The organism is Variovorax sp. RCC_210, assembly GCF_041355175.1.
GTDB lineage: Bacteria > Pseudomonadota > Gammaproteobacteria > Burkholderiales > Burkholderiaceae_C > Variovorax.
Window position 1 is genome coordinate 48,293 of sequence record NZ_JBFUPJ010000022.1, and the last position, 24,139, is coordinate 72,431.

Annotated in this window: 21 protein-coding genes; 10 read left to right on the forward strand and 11 right to left on the reverse strand. The window is 70.3% G+C overall.

Going from position 1 to position 24,139, the window contains the following annotated elements; genetic code table 11:
- Positions 1–5 precede the first annotated feature (5 nt).
- On the reverse strand, positions 6–2,210 hold the full coding sequence (locus tag AB6807_RS36745) for a DUF6351 family protein (RefSeq protein ID WP_371088439.1): 2,205 nt from the start codon (positions 2,208–2,210) through the stop codon (positions 6–8).
- A gap of 219 nt (positions 2,211–2,429) precedes the next feature.
- On the opposite strand from AB6807_RS36745, the gene AB6807_RS36750 reads away from it, so the two are divergent.
- Positions 2,430–3,353: a helix-turn-helix transcriptional regulator gene (locus AB6807_RS36750; protein WP_371088440.1), complete on the forward strand. Its 924-nt coding sequence runs from the start codon at positions 2,430–2,432 to the stop codon at positions 3,351–3,353.
- A gap of 15 nt (positions 3,354–3,368) precedes the next feature.
- On the opposite strand, the gene AB6807_RS36755 is transcribed toward AB6807_RS36750, so the two are convergent.
- Positions 3,369–3,812 carry a universal stress protein gene (locus tag AB6807_RS36755; protein WP_116913711.1) on the reverse strand — a complete coding sequence of 148 codons (444 nt, stop codon included), beginning with the start codon at positions 3,810–3,812 and terminating at the stop codon, positions 3,369–3,371.
- Between the two features lie 108 nt (positions 3,813–3,920).
- Here AB6807_RS36755 and hemN point away from each other — a divergent pair, with 108 nt between their 5' ends.
- Positions 3,921–5,366: an oxygen-independent coproporphyrinogen III oxidase gene (gene hemN / locus AB6807_RS36760; RefSeq protein ID WP_371088441.1), complete on the forward strand. Its 1,446-nt coding sequence runs from the start codon at positions 3,921–3,923 to the stop codon at positions 5,364–5,366.
- A gap of 27 nt (positions 5,367–5,393) precedes the next feature.
- Here hemN and AB6807_RS36765 read toward each other — a convergent pair whose 3' ends face one another.
- The 5 genes from AB6807_RS36765 to AB6807_RS36785 all read right to left on the reverse strand — a co-directional run bounded on the left by AB6807_RS36765 (position 5,394) and on the right by AB6807_RS36785 (position 10,826).
- Entirely contained in the window at positions 5,394–7,703 is a 2,310-nt protein-coding gene (locus tag AB6807_RS36765; RefSeq protein WP_371088442.1) for a putative bifunctional diguanylate cyclase/phosphodiesterase, read from the reverse strand.
- Positions 7,700–8,521 (reverse strand): GGDEF domain-containing protein, encoded by an 822-nt coding sequence (locus AB6807_RS36770; RefSeq protein WP_371088443.1) that lies wholly within the window; start codon positions 8,519–8,521, stop codon positions 7,700–7,702. The genes AB6807_RS36765 and AB6807_RS36770 overlap by 4 nt, the downstream gene beginning before the upstream one ends.
- Before the next feature lies 1 nt (position 8,522).
- The gene (locus AB6807_RS36775) at positions 8,523–8,912 is read right to left on the reverse strand and encodes a DUF1987 domain-containing protein (protein WP_371088444.1); all 390 of its coding nucleotides are present in this window, start codon (positions 8,910–8,912) and stop codon (positions 8,523–8,525) included.
- Positions 8,913–8,947: 35 nt separating this feature from the next.
- Complete coding sequence (locus AB6807_RS36780) at positions 8,948–9,520, reverse strand: SiaB family protein kinase (protein ID WP_116913716.1); 573 nt, start codon at positions 9,518–9,520, stop codon at positions 8,948–8,950.
- A 73-nt stretch (positions 9,521–9,593) separates the two neighbouring features.
- On the reverse strand, positions 9,594–10,826 hold the full coding sequence (locus tag AB6807_RS36785; protein ID WP_286516503.1) for a SpoIIE family protein phosphatase: 1,233 nt from the start codon (positions 10,824–10,826) through the stop codon (positions 9,594–9,596).
- Between the two features lie 242 nt (positions 10,827–11,068).
- Here AB6807_RS36785 and AB6807_RS36790 point away from each other — a divergent pair, with 242 nt between their 5' ends.
- Positions 11,069–12,091, forward strand: a complete 1,023-nt coding sequence (locus AB6807_RS36790; RefSeq protein ID WP_371088445.1) for an LLM class flavin-dependent oxidoreductase — start codon at positions 11,069–11,071, stop codon at positions 12,089–12,091.
- Positions 12,092–12,182: 91 nt separating this feature from the next.
- Positions 12,183–13,025 carry a dienelactone hydrolase family protein gene (locus AB6807_RS36795; protein ID WP_116913719.1) on the forward strand — a complete coding sequence of 281 codons (843 nt, stop codon included), beginning with the start codon at positions 12,183–12,185 and terminating at the stop codon, positions 13,023–13,025.
- Positions 13,026–13,049: 24 nt separating this feature from the next.
- Here AB6807_RS36795 and AB6807_RS36800 read toward each other — a convergent pair whose 3' ends face one another.
- Genes AB6807_RS36800 through AB6807_RS36810 form a run of 3 tightly spaced genes read right to left on the reverse strand, consistent with a single transcriptional unit; the run spans position 13,050 to position 17,119 of the window.
- Positions 13,050–15,401 (reverse strand): ATP-binding protein, encoded by a 2,352-nt coding sequence (locus AB6807_RS36800; RefSeq protein ID WP_371088446.1) that lies wholly within the window; start codon positions 15,399–15,401, stop codon positions 13,050–13,052.
- Positions 15,398–16,390 (reverse strand): ABC transporter substrate-binding protein, encoded by a 993-nt coding sequence (locus tag AB6807_RS36805; protein WP_371088447.1) that lies wholly within the window; start codon positions 16,388–16,390, stop codon positions 15,398–15,400. The genes AB6807_RS36800 and AB6807_RS36805 overlap by 4 nt, the downstream gene beginning before the upstream one ends.
- An 18-nt stretch (positions 16,391–16,408) precedes the next feature.
- Positions 16,409–17,119 carry a response regulator gene (locus AB6807_RS36810; protein WP_116913723.1) on the reverse strand — a complete coding sequence of 237 codons (711 nt, stop codon included), beginning with the start codon at positions 17,117–17,119 and terminating at the stop codon, positions 16,409–16,411.
- A 357-nt stretch (positions 17,120–17,476) separates the two neighbouring features.
- Between AB6807_RS36810 and AB6807_RS36815 the strand changes: the two genes are divergently transcribed.
- Genes AB6807_RS36815 through AB6807_RS36830 form a run of 4 tightly spaced genes read left to right on the forward strand, consistent with a single transcriptional unit; the run spans position 17,477 to position 20,783 of the window.
- Positions 17,477–18,937 carry an FAD-binding oxidoreductase gene (locus AB6807_RS36815; RefSeq protein ID WP_371088448.1) on the forward strand — a complete coding sequence of 487 codons (1,461 nt, stop codon included), beginning with the start codon at positions 17,477–17,479 and terminating at the stop codon, positions 18,935–18,937.
- Entirely contained in the window at positions 18,934–20,346 is a 1,413-nt protein-coding gene (locus tag AB6807_RS36820) for a tetratricopeptide repeat protein (protein WP_371088449.1), read from the forward strand. The genes AB6807_RS36815 and AB6807_RS36820 overlap by 4 nt, the downstream gene beginning before the upstream one ends.
- A gap of 1 nt (position 20,347) precedes the next feature.
- On the forward strand, positions 20,348–20,569 hold the full coding sequence (locus AB6807_RS36825; RefSeq protein WP_116913726.1) for a DUF1127 domain-containing protein: 222 nt from the start codon (positions 20,348–20,350) through the stop codon (positions 20,567–20,569).
- Positions 20,570–20,588: 19 nt separating this feature from the next.
- Positions 20,589–20,783, forward strand: a complete 195-nt coding sequence (locus AB6807_RS36830; RefSeq protein ID WP_371088450.1) for a hypothetical protein — start codon at positions 20,589–20,591, stop codon at positions 20,781–20,783.
- A gap of 27 nt (positions 20,784–20,810) precedes the next feature.
- Here the strand turns inward: AB6807_RS36830 and AB6807_RS36835 are convergent, their stop codons facing one another.
- Entirely contained in the window at positions 20,811–21,923 is a 1,113-nt protein-coding gene (locus AB6807_RS36835) for an alpha/beta fold hydrolase (protein WP_371088451.1), read from the reverse strand.
- 156 nt (positions 21,924–22,079) lie between these two features.
- Here AB6807_RS36835 and AB6807_RS36840 point away from each other — a divergent pair, with 156 nt between their 5' ends.
- Both AB6807_RS36840 and AB6807_RS36845 read left to right on the forward strand, forming a co-directional pair.
- Positions 22,080–23,096, forward strand: coding sequence for a hypothetical protein (locus tag AB6807_RS36840; RefSeq protein WP_371088452.1), 1,017 nt, complete (start codon positions 22,080–22,082; stop codon positions 23,094–23,096).
- Positions 23,097–23,268: 172 nt separating this feature from the next.
- Positions 23,269–24,132, forward strand: coding sequence for a helix-turn-helix domain-containing protein (locus tag AB6807_RS36845; RefSeq protein WP_371088453.1), 864 nt, complete (start codon positions 23,269–23,271; stop codon positions 24,130–24,132).
- Positions 24,133–24,139 lie beyond the last annotated feature (7 nt).

The window sequence follows — 24,139 nt, forward strand, 5'->3', positions numbered from 1 at the left end:
CCCGCCTAGGGTGCTGCAGGCAACGGCATGCCGCCCACCACGACCTTGCCGAGCACGTCGAGGTAGGTCTGCCAGAGCTGCGTGGGCTGCTGGCCCTTGCCCGCCTGCGCGAAGTCGCATGTGCCGGTCGGAAAGGTGGTCGACAGCTTCGTCCATTCCGCGTCAGTAAAGACGGTCGGTGCGTAGCTGGCGCGGTCCAGCGACCCAAGCCGGCACTCCACCACGTCGCCCGCGATGTCCTCCCCCGCGGCCATGCGCGTGGAGCCGTCGGCCAGGCCGGTGCACTGGAGCATCGTGAGGCCGGTGCCGTCCGCCGTGCCGCACCGGTCGTTGGCGCTCGCGGGGCGGTGGGCAATCACCTTCTGCTCGGGCGTCGCCGCGCCGTTGTCGCGCTCGATGGCTTCCAGCCAGGTGTCCATGACGTCGTAGGCCTCGCTCTGGCTGCCGGCTTGGTACCAGATGGCCTGGTTGGCGTGCGTGCCGTTGGCACGGTCGAGCCGCGCGCGCATCGTCCATGACCGGTGCTGGTGGTGAATGCCGGTCACGTCGAGCGAGCGCATGTCGATGACGGCCACGCGCCCCATGCCGTTGGCCTCGTTCACCATGCCGGAGCGGTACGCGGCGTCGATCGCACCCGGGTCTGCCGCCACCCGTGGCGCCTGGAGTTCGTAGTCGATCGTGTGCGATCCGATGCTCGCGTTGAGGTCGACGAACTGAGCCGCGGAGATGGTCCCCGCCTTCAGCGCCGCCAAGCCGTACTGCAGGCCGACGTTGGAATACGCGCGGTTGGCGAAACCGTCGGGGCGTTTCCCGTAGATCGAGATGGCGGAGTCCGCTGCAGTGCAACGCACGCCCGTCGGGTTGAAGGTGGCGTTGTAGCGCGCGCTGTCCGGCGCGTCGCAACCGCCCAGCGCGGTCGGCGAGGTGCCGGGAACATTGGCGATGTTGGTGGCGTACGGGTTGAGGTTGTTGTTGAACTTGTAGACGTCGATCCATTCAGCGCACACGGCCGTGTTCAGGTGGCCAGAGGCTGCTGCCTGCTGCGCCGGCGACCACGCGGTGGCGGTCTTGCCGAAGTAGTTCTTGAGCAGCGCGCAGTCTTCCACTTCGTTGAGCGTGGAACCTGCATCGGGGAACGAAGCGCCGACGATGATGCCGTTGTACAGACCCGGATAGGCATTGGCCATCCACTGCTGCGCGATCGCCCCGCCCGACGAACCGAAGCCGAAGGTGTAGCGCAATTCGCCGTACGTCTCGGCGATGTGTTCCTTGGCCATCATCGTGGCTTCGGCCTGCACCGCGATGTTGCAGTTGTGGCCCGAGTCGTTCAGCGACAGTGCCAGCACCGCGAACCCGCGCGAGAGCGCGTAGCGGTCGAGCACGCGTACGGAGGTGAGGGCGTTGGACTGCTGGTACGCATTGCCGCAGCCCGAGCCGTGCTGGATCACCAGCTTGCGGTTCCAGCGGTCTTGCGGCTTCCAGGGCGTCCAGGGCTGCGCGGGGTCGAACAGCACGGCAATGTCGTAGTAGTCGCGGTCCTGCACGCCGGTCTCGATGCGCACGATGAAGGGCACGGTCTTGCCCGCTTCGGTCGTGGTGGTCGCGATGTCGCCGGGTGGATGCTCGGGATCGTAGGGTTGGAAGCCGTTGACGGACGGGTTGCTCGACACGTACTTGAAGCCGTACGAGACCGGCCGGTTGCAGTCCGCATCCACGGCACCGGCGTCGCAGCCCCAGGGGTTCAGCTGCGGACCGTACAGGATGCGCCCGCCGTTCGAGTGGTTGGTGATCTTCAGTGACGATGCGCCGCCACCGGGGAGGCGCGCGGTGAGCAGGTTCGCACCTTCCGCAAGGCCGGTCACCAGGCCCATGAAGCGGCCGTCGGCCCGCGTCGCGAAGGCGGCCGTGAGGTCGGTGCCGCCTGCATCGATGCGAAGCGCGGCGGGGTCGACGCCCGTCGCGGGAACAATCTCGACCAGGGCATCGCCGCCGCTGACCAGGTCCGCCCGGTTGGACCTGACGTGGAGGGTGCCGATGCTTGGGGTCTCCGGTGGCGTGGAAGTCGCGGGTGGTGCCGTCGCGACTGGGGGAAGGGCGCTGAAGGCCGTGCCGCCGTCGCTGCCGCCCCCACATGCCGTCAGCACCATGCCTGCACCCATGCACAGCGCGGCCAGCATCGCATGCGCGCTCCATCGTTTCGTGTCGCTCATCTTGTCTCCGTTGTTTGACTGACGGCGCGATGCTAGGGACGGGCTGCGGCAGCGGCTTCCAGGAAACAGCGGGCTTTTCAGAATCTTGCAGGCACGGACGTGCCCCGGACGCCGAGGCCGGCAGGGTGCGGGCAAACCTGTAGTCGATTCGCACCGGAAGTGGGGAAACTACGCGCCTTGCGCCTGTTCCCCCGGCGCCATTTCACGAAAGGTTCCCTCGTGCAGACCTCCGCCGAGCGATTCGATACGACAAGCGCCTCACGCGCAAAGTTCGAACCCGCCGCCGTCACCTTGCATGATCACGGCATGTGGCCGGACCTGATGCTGGAGCAATGGGAAAGCGCCGGCGGCGAACTGCCCGAGACCGTGCTGTTCCAGCATGGCGTGATGCTCAACCTGGAGCCGCTGTCGTCGACGCACATCCATTGGTCGGGACATCGGCCGGTCAACGGCGATTTCGCGCCGGGCAGCTTCGGCATTTTTCCGGCAGGCCTGCCCTACAGCGGACATTCGAGGGGCCGATCGCGCTCGCTGGTGCTCGGGCTGGCGCCGGGCTTCCTGCAATCGGTGTTTCCCGCGAAAGGCGCGGGCGCCGTGGAATTGATACCCGGCAGCGGCCTCACCGATGGTCTTGTATGGCAGGCCGCGCAGGCGCTGGCAAATGACGTACGGGAGGGCTATCCGTGCGGACCGCTCTATGGCCAGAGCATCGCGCTGGCGCTGGCCGCCCATCTGCGCAGACGCTTCGCGGCCGACCCGCGGCTGCCAGTGGAGAACCCTGGCGCCGCTGATGCGAGGCGGCGGCGCATTCGGCAGTTCATCCTGGAGCAACAGCACGAGCGCCTGTCGCTGGCGGACATGGCAGCCTTCGTTCAGCTCGATGTCTATTCGTTCGCACGATGGTTCAAGCGCGCGTTCGGCATGCCGCCGCACCAATACGTGCTCGCCGCGCGGATCGAGCGCGCCCAGTCGCTGCTGCGCGGATCGCGCGTGAGCCTGGTCGAGATCGCGCTGCAATGCGGCTTCAGCAGCCAGAGCCACCTGGCCAGCACCTTCCGACGGGTGGTCGGCGTGGCGCCCGGTGCCTATCGCCTCGGTGGTACGGGCGACACAGATGGCATGGGCGCGAGCGATACGCGCTGACGCACCGACGCGCCTTCAGCGCAACACCAGCACCGGCAACGCCGAGTGCGTCAGCACATGCTGCGTCTCGCTGCCCAGCAGCAACCGCTCGAGCCCCTTGCGCCCGTGCGAGGCCATCACGATCAGGTCGCTGCCGTGCTTGCGCGCGGCCGCGATGATCGATTCGGCCACCAGGTCGGAGCTGATGCGCGCGGTCTGCACCTGCACGCCGCGGGCCTGCGCGTCTTCTCGCACGGTGTCGAGCAGGGCCTGCGCCTTGTCGGCCCACTGCTGCTCGATGCGCGCGACCTCGTCTGCCTCGAAAGCCATGGCGCCCTCGAGGTAGCTCTGCGGGTAGCGCGGCACCACGGTCAGCGCCACCAGTTCGGCGCGATGGCCTGCCGCCAGCGCCACCGCGGCCTCGACCGCCTTCTTCGAAAGCGTGGAACCGTCGGTGGCGACGAGGATGTGCTTGAACATGAATGAAGACTCCTTTTGGAATGCGATGCGCCAGCTTAGGCAGGCGGTGCGCGCGAAGCCTTGAGCCATATCAAGCCGCGCGGCGCCGCGCGCGCTTAGCCTCGTGCCATGCCCGTCGCATCGATCTCCGGCCACGCCCAGCGCCAGTCCCACCCCCACCCCCAACCCCACACCCTTTCGCAGCCCCCGCTCCCCATCGATCTGCTGCGCGCCTTCGACGTGCCCGGCCCGCGCTACACCTCGTACCCCACGGCCGACCGCTTCGTCGAGGCCTTTGGCGCCGACGACCACGTGCAGGCGCTGCGCCTGCGGCGCGCGCAGGGCACGCAGGCCGCGCCGCTCTCGCTGTACGTGCACATTCCGTTCTGCGAATCGGTGTGCTACTACTGCGCCTGCAACAAGGTCGTCACGCGGCGCCGCGACAAGGCGCGCCGGTACCTCGGCTACCTGGCGCGCGAGGCGGCGATGCAGGCCGCGCTGCTCGGCCCCGCACGGGCGCTGGGCCAGGTTCACCTGGGCGGCGGCTCGCCTACGTTTCTCGACGACGGCGAGCTCGGCGAGCTGATGGCGATGCTGCGCGACACCTTCGGCTTCGCGCCCGGCGGCGAGCGCTCCATCGAGATCGATCCGCGCACCGTCGATGCCGCGCGCCTCGCGCACCTGGCCGAGCTGGGCTTCAACCGCCTGAGCTTCGGCGTGCAGGACTTCGACCCCGAGGTGCAACGCGCCGTGCACCGCGTGCAGCCCGCCGGGCAGGTGTTCGCGCTGATGGCGTCGGCGCGCGCGCTGGGCTTCAGGTCGGTCAACGTGGACCTGATCTACGGGCTGCCGCGGCAGAACGATGCGTCCTTCGAGCGCACGCTGTCGCAGCTGTGCGCGCTGCGGCCCGACCGCATCGCGCTGTACGCCTACGCGCACCTGCCCGAGCGCTTCAAGCCGCAGCGGCGCATCCTGGCCGACGAGCTGCCCGACGCGCCCGCGCGGGTGCGCATGCTGGCGCGCGCCATCGAGGTGCTGGCGGACGCGGGCTACGTGTACATCGGCATGGACCACTTCGCGCTGCCCGCCGATCCGCTGGCGGTGGCCAAGCGGCAGGGCCGGCTGCACCGCGACTTCCAGGGTTACAGCTCGCAGCCCGAAGGCGACCTGGTGGCGCTGGGCGTGTCGGCCATCGGCCGGGTGGGCGCGACCTACAGCCAGAACGCGAAGACGCTGGACGCGTACTACGACCTGCTAGACCAGCAGCGCCTGCCGGTGGTGCGCGGGCTGGCGCTGTCGCGCGACGACCTGCTGCGGCGCGACGTGATCATGGCGCTGATGTGCCGCGGGCGCGTGGACTTCGATGCGATGGGCCAGGCCCACGCGGTGGACTTTCGCCATCGCTTCGCGCCGGAGTTCGCGGCGCTCGGGCCGCTGGTGGCGCAGGGGCTGGTGCGGCTGTCGGACCACGATGTGGAGGTGACGCCGCAGGGCTGGTTCCTGGTGCGGGCCGTGGCGATGGTGTTCGACCGGTACTGCCGCGAGAGCGCGGGGCGCTTCTCGCGGGTGGTGTAGCGGCGAAGGCCTGCCCGGGGGCTGCGGCTATGCGTGGCCCGGCAGGCTCGACAGGCCGGGCAGGGCGGGAAACCCCGGCAGGCTCGAAACCCCAGGCAAGGGCCGCTCCCGCCGCTGCGTTTCCGCCCGCTCGCGCAGCCATTGAAAAAGGCTGCTCCTGTCCATCGGCGGCGCGATGAAATAGCCCTGGCCTTCGTCGCAGTCCATGGCCAGCAGCGCCTGCCAGGCGGTCGCGTCCTCGATGCCTTCGGCCAGCACATGCAGCCCGAGCTTGCGGCCCAACTGCGCCACCATCTCGGCGATGCGCGCGCCCTGTGCCTCGCCAAGCCGGCGCACGAAGGTGCCGTCGATCTTGATGCGGTCCAGCGGCAGCCGCTCCAGGTAGCTCAGCGACGAATAGCCGGTGCCGAAGTCGTCGATGGCAATGGAAATGCCCTCGGCGCGCAAGGCCGCCAGCGTGGACTCCAGCAGCTGCGTGGGCAGCGCGGCGACCGACTCGGTGATCTCCAGCTCCAGGTGATGGCCCTGCAGCCCGGTGTTCGACAGCGTGGTACGCACGGTCTCGAAGAAGCCGGGGTCCTGCAGCTGCACGGTCGACACGTTCACGGCCATGCGCAGCGGCGCGCGGTCGGCGTCGAGCAGCTCGCGCATGGTCAGGCAGGCCGTGTACAGCACCCATTGGCCCAGCGCCACGATCAGCCCCGAATGCTCGGCCACGGGAATGAATCGGTCCGGCGGTATGAGGCTGCCGTCGTCCGCGCGCCAGCGCACCAGCGCCTCCAGGCCCACCAGCGCGCGGGTGTTCAGGTTGAGCTGCGGCTGGTACACCAAAAACAGCTGCGCGTTGTCGATGGCCGCGCGCAGGTCGGACAGCAGCAGCGCGCGGGCGCGCGCCTCGGTGCCCATGTGGGCCGAGTACTGCAGGTGCTGGCCGCGGTGGTCGCGCTTGGCGCGCTTCAGGGCAATGGTGGCGTCCTTCACCAGGTCGACGCCGGCCTGCGCGTCTTCGGGCAGCAGCACGTAGCCGCAGGTCAGCGAGACCTTGTGCGGCACGCCGTCGACGGCCAGCGGCTGGCGCATGCAGTCCAGCAGCTGCTGCGGCGACACCTGCCGCACGGGCCCGAGCACGCCGAAGGTGTCGGCGCCCAGGCGGGCCAGCAGCACGCCGGTGGGCACGGCGTCGGCCAGGCGGCGCGCCACGGTTTCCAGCAGGCGGTCGCCGAAGCGGTGGCCCATCACGTCGTTGGTGGCGCTGAAGTCGTCGATGTCGACCAGCGCCAGGATGTGGTCGCGCATGCCCTGGCGCGCGCAGTCGTCGACCTTCTCGACGAAGCGGGTGCGGTTGGGCAGGCGCACGAGCGGGTCGTAGTAGGCCGAGTCATGCATGCGCTCCAGCAGGCCGCGGCTGTGCAGCAGCGTGCCGAGGTTGACGCAGAACACGTCCAGCAGCCGCCGGTCGGGCGCGCCGTGCGAGGCGGCGGTGTCGATGAAGACGGCCATCTCCTGCGCGTTCTTGCTGCCGATGTGCAGGGCCAGTTCGCGGCTTTCGCTGCCTGCGCTGTCGTTGCCATAGACATTGCCGCCGGAGGCCAGCGCGCGGCGCAGCAGCGCCACGGCGGGCGCGTCGGGCACGGCGTCCAGCGCCACGTCGGCCAGGTGCGCGAAGCGGCCGGCCGCCGCCAGCACCCGGTAGGGGCCCACCGGCGGCACGCCCGGCGCGCAGACCAGCACGTCGCCGGGCGCGCCCAGCAGCGCGGTGAGCTGCGCGATCACGCCGTGGGCAAAGGCGCGCAGGCCGGCCTCTTCGAGCAGCGACGCACTGGAGCGCACGATGTGTTCCAGTCCGCGGCTCTGGGCCTCGTGGGCGCAGAGCTGCATGCAGGACCGCACGGCCATGGCCACCAGGGCCGGCAGGCGGCCTGGCGAGAGTTCGGCCGGCGTGCGGCAGTCGTCGATGGCGTGGCGCAGCAGCGCGTCCGGTGACGGCGCGTGGCCGGCGCCATGGGTTCGAAGGACGATGCGCGTGTTGCGCAGGCCGGCGGTGTGGCGGATGAAATCCGCGAGCGCCAGTGTCGGTGCCAGCGCGGCATCGACGGCGGCACCGCTTGTTTCCACGCCGAGGATGACGACGGCCAGGTCGGGCGCATCGAGCACCTGCACGCGTGCCTCCTCGTTCGAGCGCGCATGCGCGAGCACCACGGGCCGTCCGAACAACGCAAGCCCCTGCAACGCGCCGCGCGCTTCGGCGTGCACGCGCTCGTCCTCGTCCACCACCAGCACGCGCCAGTCGGGCGCGCGGCCGTGCAAGCGCCGGCCCGTCTCTGCCTCGGGTCTCATGCGGCCTGGGCGTGCGCGGTGGCGGGTGCGCCGTGCGCCCCATGACCTGGGGCCTGGCTCGCAGCGATCGCCACCTGGTTGCGTCCGCCGCGCTTGGCCACGTACAGCGCCTCGTCGGCCAGGCCGTAGGCGTCGTCGAAGTTGCCGCCGCAGGGCATCCAGCTCACGCCGAAGCTGGCGGTCACGCTGCTGCGGTCGGGCAGGTCGAAGGCGTAGGCCTCGATGGCGCGGCGCAGCGCGTGCGCCACCTGGCCGCTGGCGCTGCCGTCCTGCCCCGGCAGCACCACGGTGAACTCCTCGCCGCCGACGCGGCCGATCTGCGCGGCGTGCGGCACCTCGGCCTTCAGGCAGTTCACCACGCCCTGGATCACGCGGTCGCCCATGGGGTGGCCGAAGCTGTCGTTGATGCGCTTGAAGTGGTCGATGTCCAGCACGATCAGCGCGAGGTCGTGGCGCACGAAGTGGCGGTTCACCAGCTCGATGATGGCGGCCCGGTTGAGCACGTCGGTCAGCGAGTCGTGCGTGGCGCGGTACTCCAGCTGGGCGGCCAGGTCCTGCAGGCGCAGGTTGAGCTGGTTCATTTCCAGCTCGGCCCGGTCGCTGCGCCGCACCAGCCGCCGCGTTTCGCGCAGCAGCCGCTCGTACACGGCCAGCAGGTCGCCCAGCGCCTGGCGGCAGGGCACCGCCGGCGCGGTGGCGCACATGCCATGGGCGCCACTGGCTCCATATGCGACTTCATGGGCGTCGTACGCCGCGCGCGCGGCTTGCAGCGCCTGGTGCTCGGCATCGAACAGGTCGGGCAGCGGGGCGGTGTCCATGTCAGCTCGCCTTCACGGGGTGGCTGGCGAAGTCGATCGCGGGAAAGTCCTCGCTCAGCTCCTGGCCGAACTCGAGGATGGTGTCGTCCTCTTCGTCGTGGTACCAGTTCAGCGCCACCTTGTTGCCCGCTTCCACGGCGTCGTTCAGCGCCGCGATCAGGTTGAACAGCATCTTGGTGCTGGAGCTGTTGAAGTAGGCCAGCGCGATGTGCACGTCGATCTGGCTGCCGCTTTGCTGCGCCAGGTAGTCCTTCAGCCTGGCGATCACTTCGCCGTAGAAGGCGGCGGCGTTCTCGGGGTAGGACTCGCCTCGCAGGCTGAGCGTGCGGGTGTCGAACCTGAAGTCCACCTGGGGGGAACTGGGCGTCGGGGCGATGTAGAGGTTTTCCATCTGTGATCTCGATTCGTTGCCGGGCCTGCGCGGGGTCAGATCGCCGCCTTCAGGTAGAACACCGAAGCGCCGCCGGCGCTGTCGGCAGCGTCGAAGTCGAACTCCAGCGGCTCGCGGGCGTCGCGAGCGACCGTGAGGAGTCCCATGCCCGCGCCTTTGCTGCCTTCGGGCGTTTCCTCGCGCAGCGTCTGGCGGTAGGCCTGCTTGATTTCTTCCAGCGTCATGCTGCGCAGCGTCTCCAGCTTCATGCGCAGCGCGTCCGCGATGTCGGGCGCCACCGGGTTCGCGCACAGCAGCAGAAAGCCGCCGTCGCTCTCGCGGCGGATGCACACCGAGCCGTGGCGCAGCTCGCCGCTTTCAAGGCTGGCCGCGGTGAGCGTGTCGGCCGAGTAATGAATGATGTTCTGCGCCATTTCCACGAACGACGAGAACAGCTTGCGCCGCGTGGGGCCGGCCACGCCGGCCACCTCCAGCTGCAGCTTCACGGCGTCGGACATGGCGGCCACGATGTGCTGCGAGAAGTAGCCCACGTAGTAGAAGATGACCTGGTGCTGGCGCGCCAGGTTGAAGAAGGAGCCGTACTTGTCGGCGAGAGGGGGGCAGGGCATGGGCGGGTTCCCGTGTCGTGGCGGTCGGGCTTCAGTTGGGTTCGGGCGGGTTCGGTTCGGGCGGTTCGGCGGTTCAGGTGCGGAAGCAGAAGAAGGTCAGGTCGTCGCGGCGGTGGTGCTCGCCCTGCCAGGCCTGCAGCGCGTCGAGCACGGCCTGGTTGACCTGCGCGGGGCTGCGCTCGCGCTGCTCCAGCAGCAGCTCGCGCACGCGGCGCTTGCCCATGGCGATGGCACGCGGGCCGCCGACCTGGTCGATGAGCCCGTCGGTGCTGACGAACACCAGCGTGCCCGCGGGCAGCAGCAGCTCCTGGTTGTGCCAGCTGAAGTCGAACTCGCTGTCCATGTAGCCCACGCCCTTGCGCTGGCCTTCGACCAGCTCCACGGCCTCGGCACCGGGGCGCAGCACGAACAGCGACAGCCGCGCGCCCGCGAACACCAGCCGGCCCTGCGCGGGCTCGAACCAGAAGCAGGCGGCGTCCATGCCGTCGTCGGAGCCGGGCGTTTCGTCGTGCCCGTCCATCTGCCCGAGCATCTGCTTGATGCTGCGATTCACGCTGCCCAGCAGCCGCGCCGGGTCGCGCGCGCCATGCTGCTCGATGGCCTGGGTCAGGCTCGACGACGCGATCAGCGTCATGAACGCGCCCGGCACGCCGTGGCCCGTGCAGTCGGCCACGGTGGCGAACCAGCCGTCTTCGGCGGTGCTGAACTGGTAGAAGTCGCCGCCCACCACGTCGCGCGGTTCCCACACCAGGTGGGCCTCGGGGCAGGCGCGGGCCAGCGCGTCGAGCGAGCTGCGCAGGGTCGAGCGCTGGATCACGCTGGCGTACTCGATGCTGTGCATCACCTGGCGGTTGCGCGAGGCCTGCAGGTCGGCCACTGCGCGCATGAGCTGCAGGCCGTTGCCCACGCCCGCGAACTCGCCGTCGCGCGTGATGATGAAGCCGTCGGACAGCGCCTTCTCGCCGTACGCCACGGTCTTGAAGGTCAGGGCTTCCAGGTCGAGCGCGGCGTCGACCACCAGCGGGTCCTTGTCCATGAAGGCGATGCAGCTCTTGCGGCCGTACAGCTCCACGCGAAACGGCTTGCTCATCTGCGACAGGAAGATGTTGCGGTTGATCAGCCCGATGGGCTGGCCCGCCTCGACCACCGGCAGGCTCACCAGTTCGCGGTGCCGGTTGAAGACGTCCATGACCTTCTCGTTCGTTTCCTCGGTCGTCATGCACGGCACGGCCGTGCACAGGTCGGCGGCGCAGGGTTGACGGAAACGGGGCCGAAAATCGCTCAAATACTCGGAGGTTTCGGGCATGGAAGCAGCAACTGCAGAATAAATGTGTACTTATGTTATGTTTTTAACGTTTCGTATCCATGACAAAGCAGTGACGAAGTCAGGTCCTTGCGGGGCCCTGCGCAAAAAGCCATAAACCGCCCGCGCACCCGGTCTTTGACGGAAGGGCAAAGTGCCTGCACCCCGCCCCCGCCGGACGCTTTTTACTCAAGGTATCCGGGCGCGGACCCAAGATCCAAGCCCCCCTCCCGCAAAGCACCTCCATGAAGAAGATCGGATTCCTGTCGTTCGGCCACTGGACGCCGTCGCCCCAGTCACAGACACGCTCTGCGGCCGACGCGCTGCTGCAGTCCATCGAACTGGCCGTGGCGGCCGAGGAGCTGGGCGCGGACGGCGCCTACTTTCGCGTGCACCACTTCGCCCGGCAGCTCGCCGCGCCGTTCCCCTTGCTGGCCGCCATCGGCGCCAAAACTCGCCGCATAGAGATCGGCACGGGCGTGATCGACATGCGCTACGAGAACCCGCTGTACATGGCCGAGGACGCGGGCGCGGCCGACCTGATCGCCGGCGGCCGCCTGCAGCTCGGCCTGAGCCGGGGCTCGCCGGAGCAGGTGATCGAGGGCTGGCGGTACTTCGGCTACGCGCCCGACGAAGGCCGCACGCACGCCGACATGGCGCGCGAGCACACGCTGGCGTTCCTGGACGTGCTGCGCGGCGAAGGTTTCGCCGAACCCAACCCGCGGCCGATGTTCGCCAACCCGCCCGGCCTGCTGCGCGTGGAGCCGCATGCCGAAGGCCTGCGCGAGCGCATCTGGTGGGGTTCCAGCTCGGACGCGACGGCGGTCTGGGCCGCGAAGCTGGGCCTGAACCTGCAAAGCTCGACGCTCAAGACCGACGAGACCGGCGAGCCCTTTCATGTGCAGCAGGCGCGCCAGATCCGCGCCTACCGCGCGGCCTGGAAAGAAGCCGGCCACGCGCGCACGCCGCGCGTGTCGGTCAGCCGCAGCATCTTCGCGCTGGTGAACGACCAGGACCGCATGTACTTCGGGCGCAGCGGCCAGGAGGGCGACACGGTCGGCTTCATCGACGAGCAGACGCAGGCGATCTTCGGGCGCAGCTATGCGGCCGCGCCGGAGCTGCTGGTGAAGCAGCTGGCGCAGGACGAGGCCATCGCCGAGGCGGACACGCTGCTGCTCACCGTGCCCAACCAGCTCGGCGTGGCGTACAACGCGCACGTCATCGAGACCATCCTGACCCAGGTGGCGCCGGCGCTGGGCTGGCGTTGACCCGACTTCTCTGGCTCGCCTTGCGAGCCGCCACGATTCGTGGCACAAGCTGACGTCCTATGTGTTCCTATTCCTAAAGAGGTAAACAACCGTGTGTGATCTGAACGACCAGGAAGAACTCAAGAAGTACACCCGCCGCGACTTCGGCACGTGGGCCGCATCCGCCGGCCTGCTGACCGCGCTGCCCGGCGTGGCCAATGCCGTGGCCGTGGCCGAGCGCGAGGTGAGCATCACCACGCCGGACGGCACCTGCGACGCCTACTTCGTCGCGCCCACGGCGGGCGCGGCACCCGGCGTGCTGGTGTGGCCCGACGTGTTCGGCCTGCGTCCCGCCTTCAGGCAAATGGGCCGGCGGCTGGCCGAGTCGGGCTACAGCGTGCTGGTGGTGAACCCCTTCTACCGGCAAAAGAAGGCGCCCACCGCGGCGCAAGGCGGCCAGACGCCCATCGCCGAGGTGATGCCGCTGATGCAGGCGCTGACGCCGGCCATGCACCTGAGCGACGGCAAGACCTTCGTGGCCTGGCTCGATGCGCAGAAAGAGGTCGACAAGGCGCGCAAGCTGGGCACCACCGGCTACTGCATGGGCGGCCCGATCGCGGTGCGCACCGCCACCGTGGCCCCCGGCCGCGTGGGCGCGGTCGGCACCTTCCACGGCGCCGCCATGGTTACCGCGGCGCCCGACAGCCCGCACCGCCTGGTCGCGCAGACGCAGGCGCGCTACCTGATCGCCGTGGCCGAGAACGACGACACCAAGGATCCGCAGGCCAAGGCCACGCTGCGCGCCGCGTTCGACAGCGCCAAGCTGCAGGCCGAGGTGGAGGTGTACCCGGCCGCGCACGGCTGGTGCCCGCCGGACACGCAGGTCTACGACGCCGCCCAGTCCGAACGCGCATGGGCGCGGCTGCTGGCCACGTTCGGCACGGCACTGGCCTGATCGCGGGCCGCGGCGGCAAGCCGCTCAGCCGTTGCTTGCCGCCGCCACCGCCACCACCTGCGCCACCACCCGGCGCACCTCGCTCGGCAGAAAGGGCTTCTCGATCACCGGGCGCCCGCTGGCCGACACGAACTCGTTCAGCACCGCCGACAGCGTGTCGCCAGTGACGAACACCACGCGCCCGGCCTGGTCTGGCCAGCGCCGCTCGATCTCCCTGTACAGCGCCCGGCCGTCGAGGTCGGGCATGCGCATGTCCGTGAGGATCGCGTCGTAGGGCTCCTGCGCCATGTGGCGCAGCGCGTCCCGCGCCGTGCGCACCGCCACCACGCGGTGCCGGGTGCCCGCGAGGATCTGCGCCAGCGTCTCGCGCACCTCCGTCTCGTCGTCGACGATCAGGATCTTGTGGCGGCGCATGCTCGCCTTGGCCTTCACAGGCGCCGGGGCCACGGCTCCGGCCCCGGCCGCCGTCTCGTGCGGGTCGCCCACGGACAGCGCCATGTCGAACACCGCGCCGCCGCCCGGCGGGCTGTCGACGGTGAGTTCGCCGCCGTGCGCCTCCACGATGCCCAGGCTCACCGCCAGGCCCACGCCGGTGCCGATGCCCGTGGGCTTGGTGGTGAAGTAGGGCTCGAACACGCGGGTGCGCAGCGCGGGCGGAATGCCGGGGCCGTTGTCCGACACCGTCACGCGCACCCTGTTCGCCGTGGCGTCGTGGCGCGTGCGCAGCCGGATGCGGCGCGGCGGCGGCTGGTCTTGCAGCGCCTGCTGCGCGTTGATGAGCAGGTTCAGCAGCACTTGGTGGATCTGGTCGGCGTCCGCGAGGATCGGCGGCAGGTCCCCGGCCTCGTCGAGCACCACCTCGACACCGCTGGTGCGCATGGCGTAGGCCGTCATGTCGAGCGCCGCGGCCACCACCTCGTGCAGCGCCACCGGCCCGCGTTCGGGCGGCTGCTGGCGCGCCATGCCGAGAAAGCTGCGCACGATGCGCGCGCAGCGCTCGGCCGCCACGCGGATCTTGGCCGCCATGGCCCGGGTGTTGGCATCGCCCTGTTCCTCCAGCAGCACCGCGCGCGCCACCACCACGGCCAGCGGGTTGTTGAGCTCGTGCGCCACGCCGGCCAGCAGCGAGCCCAGCGCGGCCAGCTTCTCGCGCTGGTGCAGGGCCTCGCGCTGGCGCGCCAGCTCTTCGGCCGAGCGCTTCTTCTCGGTGATGTCCGTCGAGATGCCGCACACCGCATACGCGTTGCCGTTGGCGTCGTGCAGCGGGAACTTGATGGAAATGTAGGTGTGCAGCCCGTCGTCCAGCGGCGCGGTTTCCTCGAACTCGACGAGCGCGTTGCGCTCCAGCACCGCGAGGTCGTTGCTGCGCGAGTCGCCCGCGCTGGCCTGCGGCAGCAGCTCGGCCTCGGTGCGCCCGAGCACCTCGGCCTGCGGCAGGTGGAACAGGTGCTCCCACTGCCGGTTGACGAACAGGAAGCGGCCGCTGGTGTCCTTCACCGACACCACCGAGGTGGTGTTGTTCAAGATCTGCTGCAGCCGCGCCTCGCTGTTCTGCAGGGCCTGCTGCACGCGCGCGCGTTCCGCGATGTCGTGGCGCAGCCGGTTCTGCGTGCTCGCGACTTTTTCGGCCATCGCGTCGAAGGCGCGGCTCAGCCGGCCCAGCTCGTCGTTGCCGCGCAAGCGGCTGCGCGCCGACAGGTTGCCTGCGGCCAGTTGCTCCGCCGCATGCACCAGGCGCGCGGTGCGCCGCGTCAGCAGGAAATGAAACACCAGCCACATGGCCAGCGCCAGCGCGGTCACGCAGCCGGCCCAGTACAGCGACTGCTGCACCACCTGCGCGCGCGCCTCGGCCTTGGGGCCTGCGAGGTCGTAGGCCAGGAACAGGCTGCCGCGCTGCGAGGGGCGCAGCTCTTCGCGCTCGCGGCTGCCCATCAGGATGCCGGCGTAGGCCAGCAGCTCTTTGCCCGTGGCGTCGGTCGTCACGCGAGCGCGGTGCTCGCGCATGGCGCCCGCGGCCTGCACGAAGTCGAACTCCGGCAGCACCTCGGCCACCGGCCGGCCCAGCCACGCGCGCCGCGTGGCGGCGACGACCACGTTGCGCTCGTCGGTCATGGCCGCGAGCACGATGTCGTGGTTGTGCGCGAGCACCGCGATCTCGTGCTGCGCCGCGACCAGGTCGCCGCGCAGCGACAGGTATTCGAGCGTGCTCTGCAGGCGCGACATTTCCTGCGCGATGCGTTCGCGGCTGCGGTCTTCGGTGGCGCGCTCGGCCTGCGGCACGTGGTACAGGAGGATGAAGGTGCTCAGCATGGCCGCGAACCCCAGCAGGATCAGCGGCACCGTCACCTTGAGCGACGTCGACAGGCGCAACTTCACGGCGGCAGGCTCTGCAGCGGCGCGGGCGCCAGCACGTCCTCGATCTTCAAGGGGGAGGGCAGCAGCCTGGCCTGCAGCATCAGGTCCATCAGGCGGCGCCCGGTGGGCACCAGCTCGGGCGCGCTGCCGCCGAGCATCCTCAGGTTTTCGTCGCGCGACGGAATGTGCAGCCCGCGCAGCGCGGCCAGGTACTGCTCGCCCGTGGTCTGCTGGCGAATGCCCATGCGACGGGCCGCGTCGGCGGGGTCGCGCTGCAGGTAGTCGATGGCCTTGAACCAGCCCGCGAGCAGCGTCTGCGTGGTCTTCGGGTGCTTGTCGAGCACGCTCTGGCGCACCGCGATCAGGTCGACGATCTCGCCCGGAATGCGCGTGCTGTCGAACAGCGTGGCGGCGCCGTGCGCGAGCATCTGCGCGCGGTACGGGTCGAAGGTGACTGCCGCGTCCACCTGGCCCTTTTCGAAAGCGCCGGGCTGCTCGTTGGACTCCATCTGCACCACCGTGACGTCGCTCGCCTGCATGCCGTTCAGCGCGAGCGCGCGGCTGAGCACGAAGGCGCCCAGCGCGCCGCTTTCCACCGCCACGCGCTTGCCGCGCAGGTCGGTCATCGAGGCCGTGCCGGGCCGCCCCACGATGGCGTCGGCGCCGTGCGACACATCGACCACCAGGATGGCGCGCGGCGCCATGCCTTCGGCCGCGAGCCCGAAGAGCTCGTCCAGGCTGATGACCATGCCGTCGATGGCCTGGTTGCGGAACGCGCGCAGCACCTCGCTGGCCGAGGGGTACTCCAGCAGCTGCACCGACTTGGCCGGCAGGTGCCCGAGGTCGCGCGCGAGGTACAGCGGCTCGCTGCCGATCCACACGTTGGTGCCGATGCGCAGCGGCGATTCGGGCTCGCGCGAGCAGCCGGGCAGCACCAGCAGCACGGCCATCGCGATGGCCAGCAGCAGCGTGAGCAGCTTGTCGGCAAGGGTTTTCAAACGGGGGGTCATGCAGGCCTCGTTCGGGTGTCATCGTCCGTCGGGAATGAAGACGTAGCCCGCATTGCGCAGCGTGCGGATGTACTTCGGATGCTCCGGGTCGGGCTCGACCTTCTTGCGCAGCCGCATGATGCGCAGGTCCACGCTGCGGTCGAAGGGCGCCAGGTCGCGCTGGCCGTGCGAGCTCAGGATGCGTTCGCGCGACAGCGGCCGGTTCGGGTGCTCGGCCAGCGCCTTGAGCAGGTCGAACTCCAGCGGCGACATCGGCACCTCGGTGCCCGTGTCGTCGCTCAGGCGGTGGGCCGCCAGGTCGAGCACGCAGCGCCCGATGCGCACGCGCTGCGCGCCCAGCTCCGCGCGCCGCGCGGGCGCGGTGCGGCGCAGCACGCTCTTCACGCGCGCCAGCAGCTCGCGCGGGTCGAAGGGCTTGGGCACGTAGTCGTCGGCGCCCATCTCCAGCCCGACGACGCGGTCGGTCACGGTGTCGGCCGAGGTGAGCATCACGATGGCCACGTGCGCGTAGCGCTCGCGCAGGTGGCGCGCCAGGCTCAGCCCGTCTTCGCCGGGCATGTGGATGTCGACCAGCGCCAGGTCGACCAGGTGCTCGGCCGCCAGCGCCCGCGCGGCGTCGGCGTTGGCGGCGCCGAGGGCGCGGTAGCCGTGGGAGACGAAGTACTCCTCGATGACTTCGCGGATCTCCTGCTCGTCGTCGACGACCAGGATGTTCGCCTTCGGGGTCATGAACCCTCCTCTTGCTCGCTCGCGCTCCCTGGCCACCGCGAAGCGTAGACCGGCAGGCCCGCCAAGGCCCTGCCGCACGTGAAACAAACGAAACAAGAAGGGCGCGCCGCTGAAGCAAAACGAACGCACGTGCTTTTCAGAATCCATTGCATCCCAGCCGCGTTGCGCTGGTACGCACCGGAGTCCACACATCGTGAGTTCGCAACTCTTTGCTTTGGCCATCTGCGTGTGGCCGTGGGTCAAGTCGGCATGGCGGTCGGGCGAGGCGCCATGGGGGCCGTTCGCACTGCTCGCCAACGCCCTGCGGAATACGTTGCGCCGGGTTTCACATCGTCACATTCATTGAAGGAGCACACCATGCAATCGCTGTCTTACCTCTCGCTGGACAACCAACGCCAGCCCCTGCCGCAGGCCGCGGCCGATGCCTTCGCGGCGCAGGTCGGCGGCGGCGTGCTGCGCCGCGGCGACGCGGGCTACGACGACGCCCGCAAGGTCTGGAACGCCACGGTCGACCGGCACCCCGCGCTCATTGCGCGCTGCCTCACGGTGGCCGACGTGCAGGCGGCCGTGCGCTTCGGCGCCGCGCACCGCATGCTGCTGAGCGTGCGCGGCGGCGGCCACCACATCGCCGGCAACGCGGTGGCGAACGAGGGGCTGATGCTCGACCTGTCGGGCATGTCGGGCGTGCGCATCGACGCCGCCGCGCGCACCGCGCAGGTCGGCCCCGGCGCGCTGCTGGGCGACCTCGACCGCGCGGCGCAGGCCCATGGGCTGGCCGTGCCGCTGGGCATCAACTCGACCACCGGCGTGGCGGGTCTCACGCTCGGCGGCGGCTTCGGCTGGCTCACGCGCCGCCACGGCATGACCATCGACAACCTGATCGGCGCCACCGTGGTCACGGCCGACGGCGCCGTGCACGAGGTGTCGGCCAGCGCGGAGCCCGAGCTGTTCTGGGCCCTGCGCGGCGGTGGCGGCAACTTCGGCGTGGTGACCTCGTTCACGCTGCGGCTGCACCCGGTCGGGCCCGAGGTGTATGCGGGGCTCGTGGTGTACCCGTTCGCGCAGGCGCGCCAGGTGCTGCGCGCGTGGCGCGACTTCAGCGAGGGCGCGCCCGACGAGCTGAGCGTGTGGGCGGTGATGCGCAAGGCGCCGCCGCTGCCGTTTCTTGCCGAGTCAGTGCACGGCACCGAGGTGGTCATCTTGCCGCTGGTGTACTGCGGCGATGTCGCGAAGGGCGAGCAGGTGGCGGCACCGGTGACGCGCTTCGGCACCCCGCTGGCCGTGGCGCTGGGGCCCACGCCGTACGCGGCTTTTCAGACCGCGTTCGATCCGCTGCTGGCACCGGGCGGGCGCAACTACTGGAAGTCGAACAACTTCGCCGCGCTGAGCGACGCGGCGCTCGACGCGGTCATCGCTTCGGCCTCGCGCTTGCCGGGCCCGGAGTGCGAGGTGTTCCTGGCGCAATTGGGTGGCGCGATGTCGCGCGTCGCGCCCACGGCCACCGCCTTCGTGGGGCGCGACGCGCGCTTCATCATGAACGTGCATGGCCGCTGGTCCGATGCGAAGGACGACCAGCGCGTGCGTGAATGGGCACGCCAGGCCTTCGAAGACGCCGCGCCGCACGCCACCGGCAGCGGCTACGTCAACTTCCTGACGGAGGACGAAGGCGAGCGCGTGGCCGCGAGCTACGGCGCCAACTACCCGCGGCTGCAGGCGCTGAAGCGGCGCTACGACGCGGGCAACCTGTTTCGCATGAACCTGAACATCGTGCCGGTGGTCGAGGCCGAAGCCGGTGCGCTGGGGGAGGGCGCGTCATGAGTGCGGCATCCACATCGGCATCCTTGCAGGCAGCGTTCCAGGTGGGTGAGGCCAGCCCGACCCCCACCCCGACCCCCACCCTGTACCTCACCGGCGCCACGCCCGCGGCGCTGGCCGCCTACGACAGCGCGCTCGCCGCCGTGCTCGCCTGGCGCAGCGGCGCCGGGGCCCTGCTGGAGCAGGCGCTGGCGCAGGCGCCCGGCTTCGTCATGGCGCATGTGCTGCAGGCCTACACGCTGCTGTGCAGCCGCGACCGGCGGCGCGTGCAGGCGGCGCGGCCCGTGCTGCATCGCGCGGCGGGGCTCGCCGCCAACGAGCGGGAGGCCGCGCACCTCGCGGCCATCGCGAGCGTGCTGGCGGACAACTACGACTTCGCGCGCGAGACGCTCGGCGAGCTGCTGCAGCAAGACCCGCGCGACGCGCTCGCCGTGCACGCGGCCCATGCGCTCGACTACCTCACCGGCGACGCCGAGCGCATGAACACCCGGGTGGCGAGCCTGCTGCCGGCCTGGTCGCCCACCGTGCCCGGCTACCACGCGGTGCTGTCGATGCACGCCTTCGGCCTGGTCGAATGCGGCGACAGCGAGGGCGCCGAGCGCGACGCCCGCGCGGCGCTGGCGCTGAACCCGCAGGACGCGCGGGCGCACCACGTGATGGCCCACGTCTTCGAGATGACCGGGCGCGCCGACGAAGGCCTGCGCTGGCTGCACGAGCACCGCGCCTGCTGGGCCGACCACAGCGCGGTGGCCACGCACTGCTGGTGGCACCTGGCGCTGTTCCTCATCGAACGCGGCCAGGCCGCGGCGGCACTCGACGTGTACGACCAGCGCGTGCGCGCGGACCGCTCGGGCGCCATCGCCGACCTCATCGATGCCTCGGCGTTGCTGTGGCGGCTGCAACTGCGCGGCCACGACGCCGGCGCGCGCTGGGAAGAGCTCTGCGACGCGTGGGAGGCGCACATCGCCGACGGCTTCTGCAGCTTCACCGACGTGCACGCGATGCTGGCCTTCGTGGGCGCGCGCGACTGGGCCCGCGCGCGGAGCCTGGAGCGCGCGCTGGCCGTCAGCGAAACGCGGCCCACGCGCCACGGCAAGACCACGCGGCAGCTCGGCCTGCCGGCCTGTCGCGCGCTGGTGGCGTTCGGCCACGGCGACCATGCGCGCGCCATCGGCCTGCTGGCCGGCCTGCCGGCGCTGGCGCACCGCCTGGGCGGCAGCCATGCGCAGCGCGACGTGCTGCACCTGACGCTGCTGCAGGCCGTGGAGCGCGTTCGCCGGCCGGTGCGCCGGTCGGTGGAGCGCATCCACACGGTGCCGTCGCCCGGCAGCCGTTTCGCAGGTTCGCCAATGCACGCGGCTGCGCCCGCGTCCGCGTCTGTGTCCGCATCTGCATCCGCTTCCGGAGGTTGACATGTACCACTTGCTGAGCTGTCTCTACGACGCCGTTCACCACGCCTGCACGCCGCGCTGGCCCGCGCTGGCATGGCGCCGCCTTGCCGATGCGCTGCGGGAGCGTCACCGCCGCGCCGTGGCGCGCCGCGAGCTGCGTGCCATCGACGAGCGCACGCTGCAGGACATCGGGCTGTCGCACCGCGCGGCGGCCGAGTGGCCTCGGCCGCGCGATGTGTGGTGAGGCGTGGCGAGGTTGGGCCATGGCACGCATGCACTTCATCGCGCCCGCCGGTACGCGGCCGCCCGGAAAGCGGCGTTCCGGTGGGTTGTGGATCACCTTCGCCGCTGCCATGGCGGCGGTGGCGGGCGCGGTCGTGATCGTCGCGATACCGCAGCCGCTGGCCTCGGCGATGCCTGCGCCGCTCCCGGCATTTGCCAGCACCGCGCAGCGATAGCACCGCAGTGCCGCGCACGCCCGAAGGTCAAGGCGCCCGGTCGCGCACGTACACGATGGCTTCGGCCCGCGTGTGCACGCCCAGCTTGTCGAAGATGCTCGAGAGCTGGTTGCGCACCGTTTTCTCGCTCTTGTGCAGCTGCCGTGCGATGGCATGGTTGTCCAGGCCCACGGCCACCAGGCGAAGCACCTCGCGCTCGGCCGGCGTCAGCGCTTCATCACCGGCGTCGGCGCCGCCACCCACATCGGCCGGGTCGGTGCCCAGGAAGGCACGCAGTTCGGCGAGGAAGGTGGCCCACGCCGGTTCAGTGTCCAGCAGCACGTGGTTGTCGCTGTCCAGCGGCACGAAGCGCGCCCCCGGCACCAGCGCCGCCAGACGCAGCCCCTCGTCGAAGGGCACGCGCGCATCGCCGCGCGCATGCAGCACCAGCGTGGGCACCCGCACCTGGCGCGCCAGCGCGGTCACGTCGATGCGGTGGAAGGCCTCGAGCGTGCGCGCGGCGTTCTCGGGGCTCGCCGTGAGCCGCTCGAGCTCGTTCCACCACTGGTGCTGCGTGGGCGTTCCGCCCGGGATGAACTGGTTGGTGAACACCTGTCGGAAGGCGGCATTGTTGCGCCCCCAGCCCAGCCGGATCAGGTTGACCAGGGTTTCGGCCTCCAGGCGCTCCGCATCGGCAGCATCGCCGGTGCTGCCGGTGCCGCGCCGTAGCGCGCCGCGCGCGTAGGCGCCGGGCAGCACCAGGTGCGACACCTTCTCGGGGTGGCGCACCGTGAAGGCAATGGCCACCGCGCCGCCCTGCGACATGCCGATCAGCGAAAAGCGGCGCAGCCCCAGGCTGTCGACCACGGCTTCCAAATCGCCGACCCACGCGTCCAGCGAGAAATCGGTCACCGCGCTGTCCGACAGGCCGCAGCCGCGCTGGTCGTAGCGGATGTACCGGTGGTCGCGCGAGAGCTCGGCCAGCCACGGCCGCCAGACCGGGCTGTGCAGGTCATGCTCGACGTGGCTCAGCCAGTGCGCGCAGCGCACCAGCGGCGCGCCCGCGCCGATGGAGGCGATCGCGATGCGGGTGCCGTCGGCCGCGGTGCAGAAGCGCAGGCTCTGGCGGGGGAGCGAAGGTGAACCGGATGCACCGGGCATGCCCGATTGTCCTGCGGCTGGGCCACGAGTCCCAGCCCGCGGCGCGGGGGATTTGTCACAGCCGAAGACATGGGACAAGCGCCCCATGCGCAGCGGCCCGCGTGGGTGGATTCTTCGTGCACGTCGATCCGACGGACCCACGCCAAAGGAACTGCCATGCAAAACCATCCTGCTGCCCTCGACGTGTCCCGCTACGCCAAGACCATCGAAGTTTCCAAGCGCATCCGCTGGGACATCGACCGCGACGTGATCCGGGGCCGCACCTTCGACCTGTCGCACACCTTCCTGCCCGACGGACTGTCGCTGGCCGACGAACTGCCCTTTCTGAGCCCGGCGCAGCACCGCTTCATGAGCCAGGTGCAGGGCCGCACCTACGCCAACATGTTCGGGCTGGTCGAGCGCTTCATCGGCGCCAAGATGCTGGAGGTGAGCCGCGACCACTGGCTGGGCGACCAGACCGCGCTCGAAGCCATCGTGCGCTTCACCGACGAGGAGCTCAAGCACCAGGCGCTCTTCAGGCGCATCGAGCAGCTGGTGGCGCGCGACATGCCGGCGGGCTACACGTTCGGCGTGTCGCCCAACGACGTGGCCGCGTTCGTGCTGGGCAAGTGCACCTGGGCCGTACTGGCGCTCACGTGCCACATCGAGCTGTTCTCGCAGGCGCACTACCGCGCCAGCATCGAGGCGGCCGAGGGCCTGTCGCCGCTGTTCAAGGACGTGTTCCTGTTCCATTGGCGCGAAGAGTCGCAGCACGCCATCATCGACGAGCTCGAATGGGAGCGCGAGGACGCCAAACTCGCGTTGCAGGCGCAGCGCGACGCTGCGGTGGACGACCTGATCGCGCTCGTCGGCGGCGTCGACGGCATCCTGCAAGGGCAGGCCAAGGCGGACGCGGCTTACTTTTTGCAGGCCAGCGGAATGGCCCAGGACGGCACGCACGCGGAGCAGGTGAGCGCCACGTTGTTGAAGGCCTACCGCTGGCAATACATCGTCTCCGGCACGCTGGAGCCGCGCTTCCAGAAGCTGCTGGGCAAGCTGGTCAGCGAGGCGCAGATGGTGCGCATCCAGGCCGCGCTCGCGCCGCTGGGCTATGCGGTGCCGGCGCATGGGGTGGCTGGCGCGGTGCCTGCCGAGATGCCTGCCGACATGCCTGCCGACATGCCTGCCGAGTGAAAGCCGATACACGTTCTTACGCGCACGGCGTCCGATGGAGCCGATACGTCAGCGTACCGTAGGCATTGGCAGATACAGTCGGCGGGCGCTGCGCCTGCATCGGGGTGCGCGCACAGCTTGACCGGAAGATTTGAGGTGGTGGGTGGGTAGTGCTTGGAATTTTGAGGCGCACATGGGCGCGGAGACCCTGCAGGGTCGCGAGCCCGGTGCGTCACCGCTCGCGCCGGGCATCGCCCGCGTGCGCAGCGCGACCGGTGGCAGCGGCGTGACCGAGCCCTACCCGGTGCACGAGGCATTTTTGGTCGTGCTCCGGCTGCAGCCCTACCGTGTGGCGGACCTGTGGGCCGACAACCGACGGGTGCCCCACGACGCCGTGAGCGCGGGCACCTTGTCGATCTACGACCTCGACCGCTTGTGGGTCGCGAACATGGATGCGCCGTTCGACTGCCTGCAGCTCCACGTGTCGCAAGACAGCGTCGACCGGGTCGCGGACGAGACCGGACGGCGCGCGGGGCAGCGCCTGCACTGCCCGCCGGAACACAGCGTCGTCGATCCGGTCGTGCAGCGCCTGGGCCTCGCGATGGCGCCGGCGCTGGAGCGGCCCGGCGAGTTTCCGCGGCTCTTCACCGACCACCTGACGCTGGCCATCCACGCGCACCTGGTCGGCCGCTACGCCACGGGCGCGTCGCAAAGGCGCGTGGCGAACGTGCAGCAGCTCGCGCCCTGGCAGAAGCGCCGCGCCATCGACTTCCTGGGCGCCAAGCTGGCGAAGGACGTGTCCATCGAGGATGTGGCGCGCGAGTGCAGGCTGTCGCGCAGCCACTTCATCCGGGCGTTCAAGGCCAGCATGGGGCTGCCGCCGCACCAGTGGGTGCTTCTGCAACGGATTGAACGCGCGAAGCAGCTGATGCAGGTCACGGCGATGACGCTGGCGGACATTGCCGTCGAGGTGGGGTTCAGCGACCAGAGCCACCTGACCCGGCGCTTTCGCCAGGAGGTGGGGACGACGCCTGGGGCTTGGAAAAGGTCGCGGTAGGTTGCAG

Coding starts and splice junctions, on each gene's coding strand:
- AB6807_RS36815 (WP_371088448.1), top strand. CDS start 17,477: ATGCAATCGCTGTCTTACCTCTCGCTGGACAACCAACGCCAGCCCCTG.
- AB6807_RS36770 (WP_371088443.1), bottom strand. CDS start 8,521: ATGGACACCGCCCCGCTGCCCGACCTGTTCGATGCCGAGCACCAGGCG.
- AB6807_RS36785 (WP_286516503.1), bottom strand. CDS start 10,826: ATGCCCGAAACCTCCGAGTATTTGAGCGATTTTCGGCCCCGTTTCCGT.
- AB6807_RS36820 (WP_371088449.1), top strand. CDS start 18,934: ATGAGTGCGGCATCCACATCGGCATCCTTGCAGGCAGCGTTCCAGGTG.
- AB6807_RS36845 (WP_371088453.1), top strand. CDS start 23,269: ATGGGCGCGGAGACCCTGCAGGGTCGCGAGCCCGGTGCGTCACCGCTC.
- AB6807_RS36810 (WP_116913723.1), bottom strand. CDS start 17,119: ATGACCCCGAAGGCGAACATCCTGGTCGTCGACGACGAGCAGGAGATC.
- AB6807_RS36775 (WP_371088444.1), bottom strand. CDS start 8,912: ATGGAAAACCTCTACATCGCCCCGACGCCCAGTTCCCCCCAGGTGGAC.
- AB6807_RS36765 (WP_371088442.1), bottom strand. CDS start 7,703: ATGAGACCCGAGGCAGAGACGGGCCGGCGCTTGCACGGCCGCGCGCCC.
- AB6807_RS36825 (WP_116913726.1), top strand. CDS start 20,348: ATGTACCACTTGCTGAGCTGTCTCTACGACGCCGTTCACCACGCCTGC.
- AB6807_RS36755 (WP_116913711.1), bottom strand. CDS start 3,812: ATGTTCAAGCACATCCTCGTCGCCACCGACGGTTCCACGCTTTCGAAG.
- AB6807_RS36780 (WP_116913716.1), bottom strand. CDS start 9,520: ATGCCCTGCCCCCCTCTCGCCGACAAGTACGGCTCCTTCTTCAACCTG.
- AB6807_RS36835 (WP_371088451.1), bottom strand. CDS start 21,923: ATGCCCGGTGCATCCGGTTCACCTTCGCTCCCCCGCCAGAGCCTGCGC.
- AB6807_RS36790 (WP_371088445.1), top strand. CDS start 11,069: ATGAAGAAGATCGGATTCCTGTCGTTCGGCCACTGGACGCCGTCGCCC.
- AB6807_RS36745 (WP_371088439.1), bottom strand. CDS start 2,210: ATGAGCGACACGAAACGATGGAGCGCGCATGCGATGCTGGCCGCGCTG.
- AB6807_RS36805 (WP_371088447.1), bottom strand. CDS start 16,390: ATGACCCCCCGTTTGAAAACCCTTGCCGACAAGCTGCTCACGCTGCTG.
- hemN (WP_371088441.1), top strand. CDS start 3,921: ATGCCCGTCGCATCGATCTCCGGCCACGCCCAGCGCCAGTCCCACCCC.
- AB6807_RS36840 (WP_371088452.1), top strand. CDS start 22,080: ATGCAAAACCATCCTGCTGCCCTCGACGTGTCCCGCTACGCCAAGACC.
- AB6807_RS36830 (WP_371088450.1), top strand. CDS start 20,589: ATGGCACGCATGCACTTCATCGCGCCCGCCGGTACGCGGCCGCCCGGA.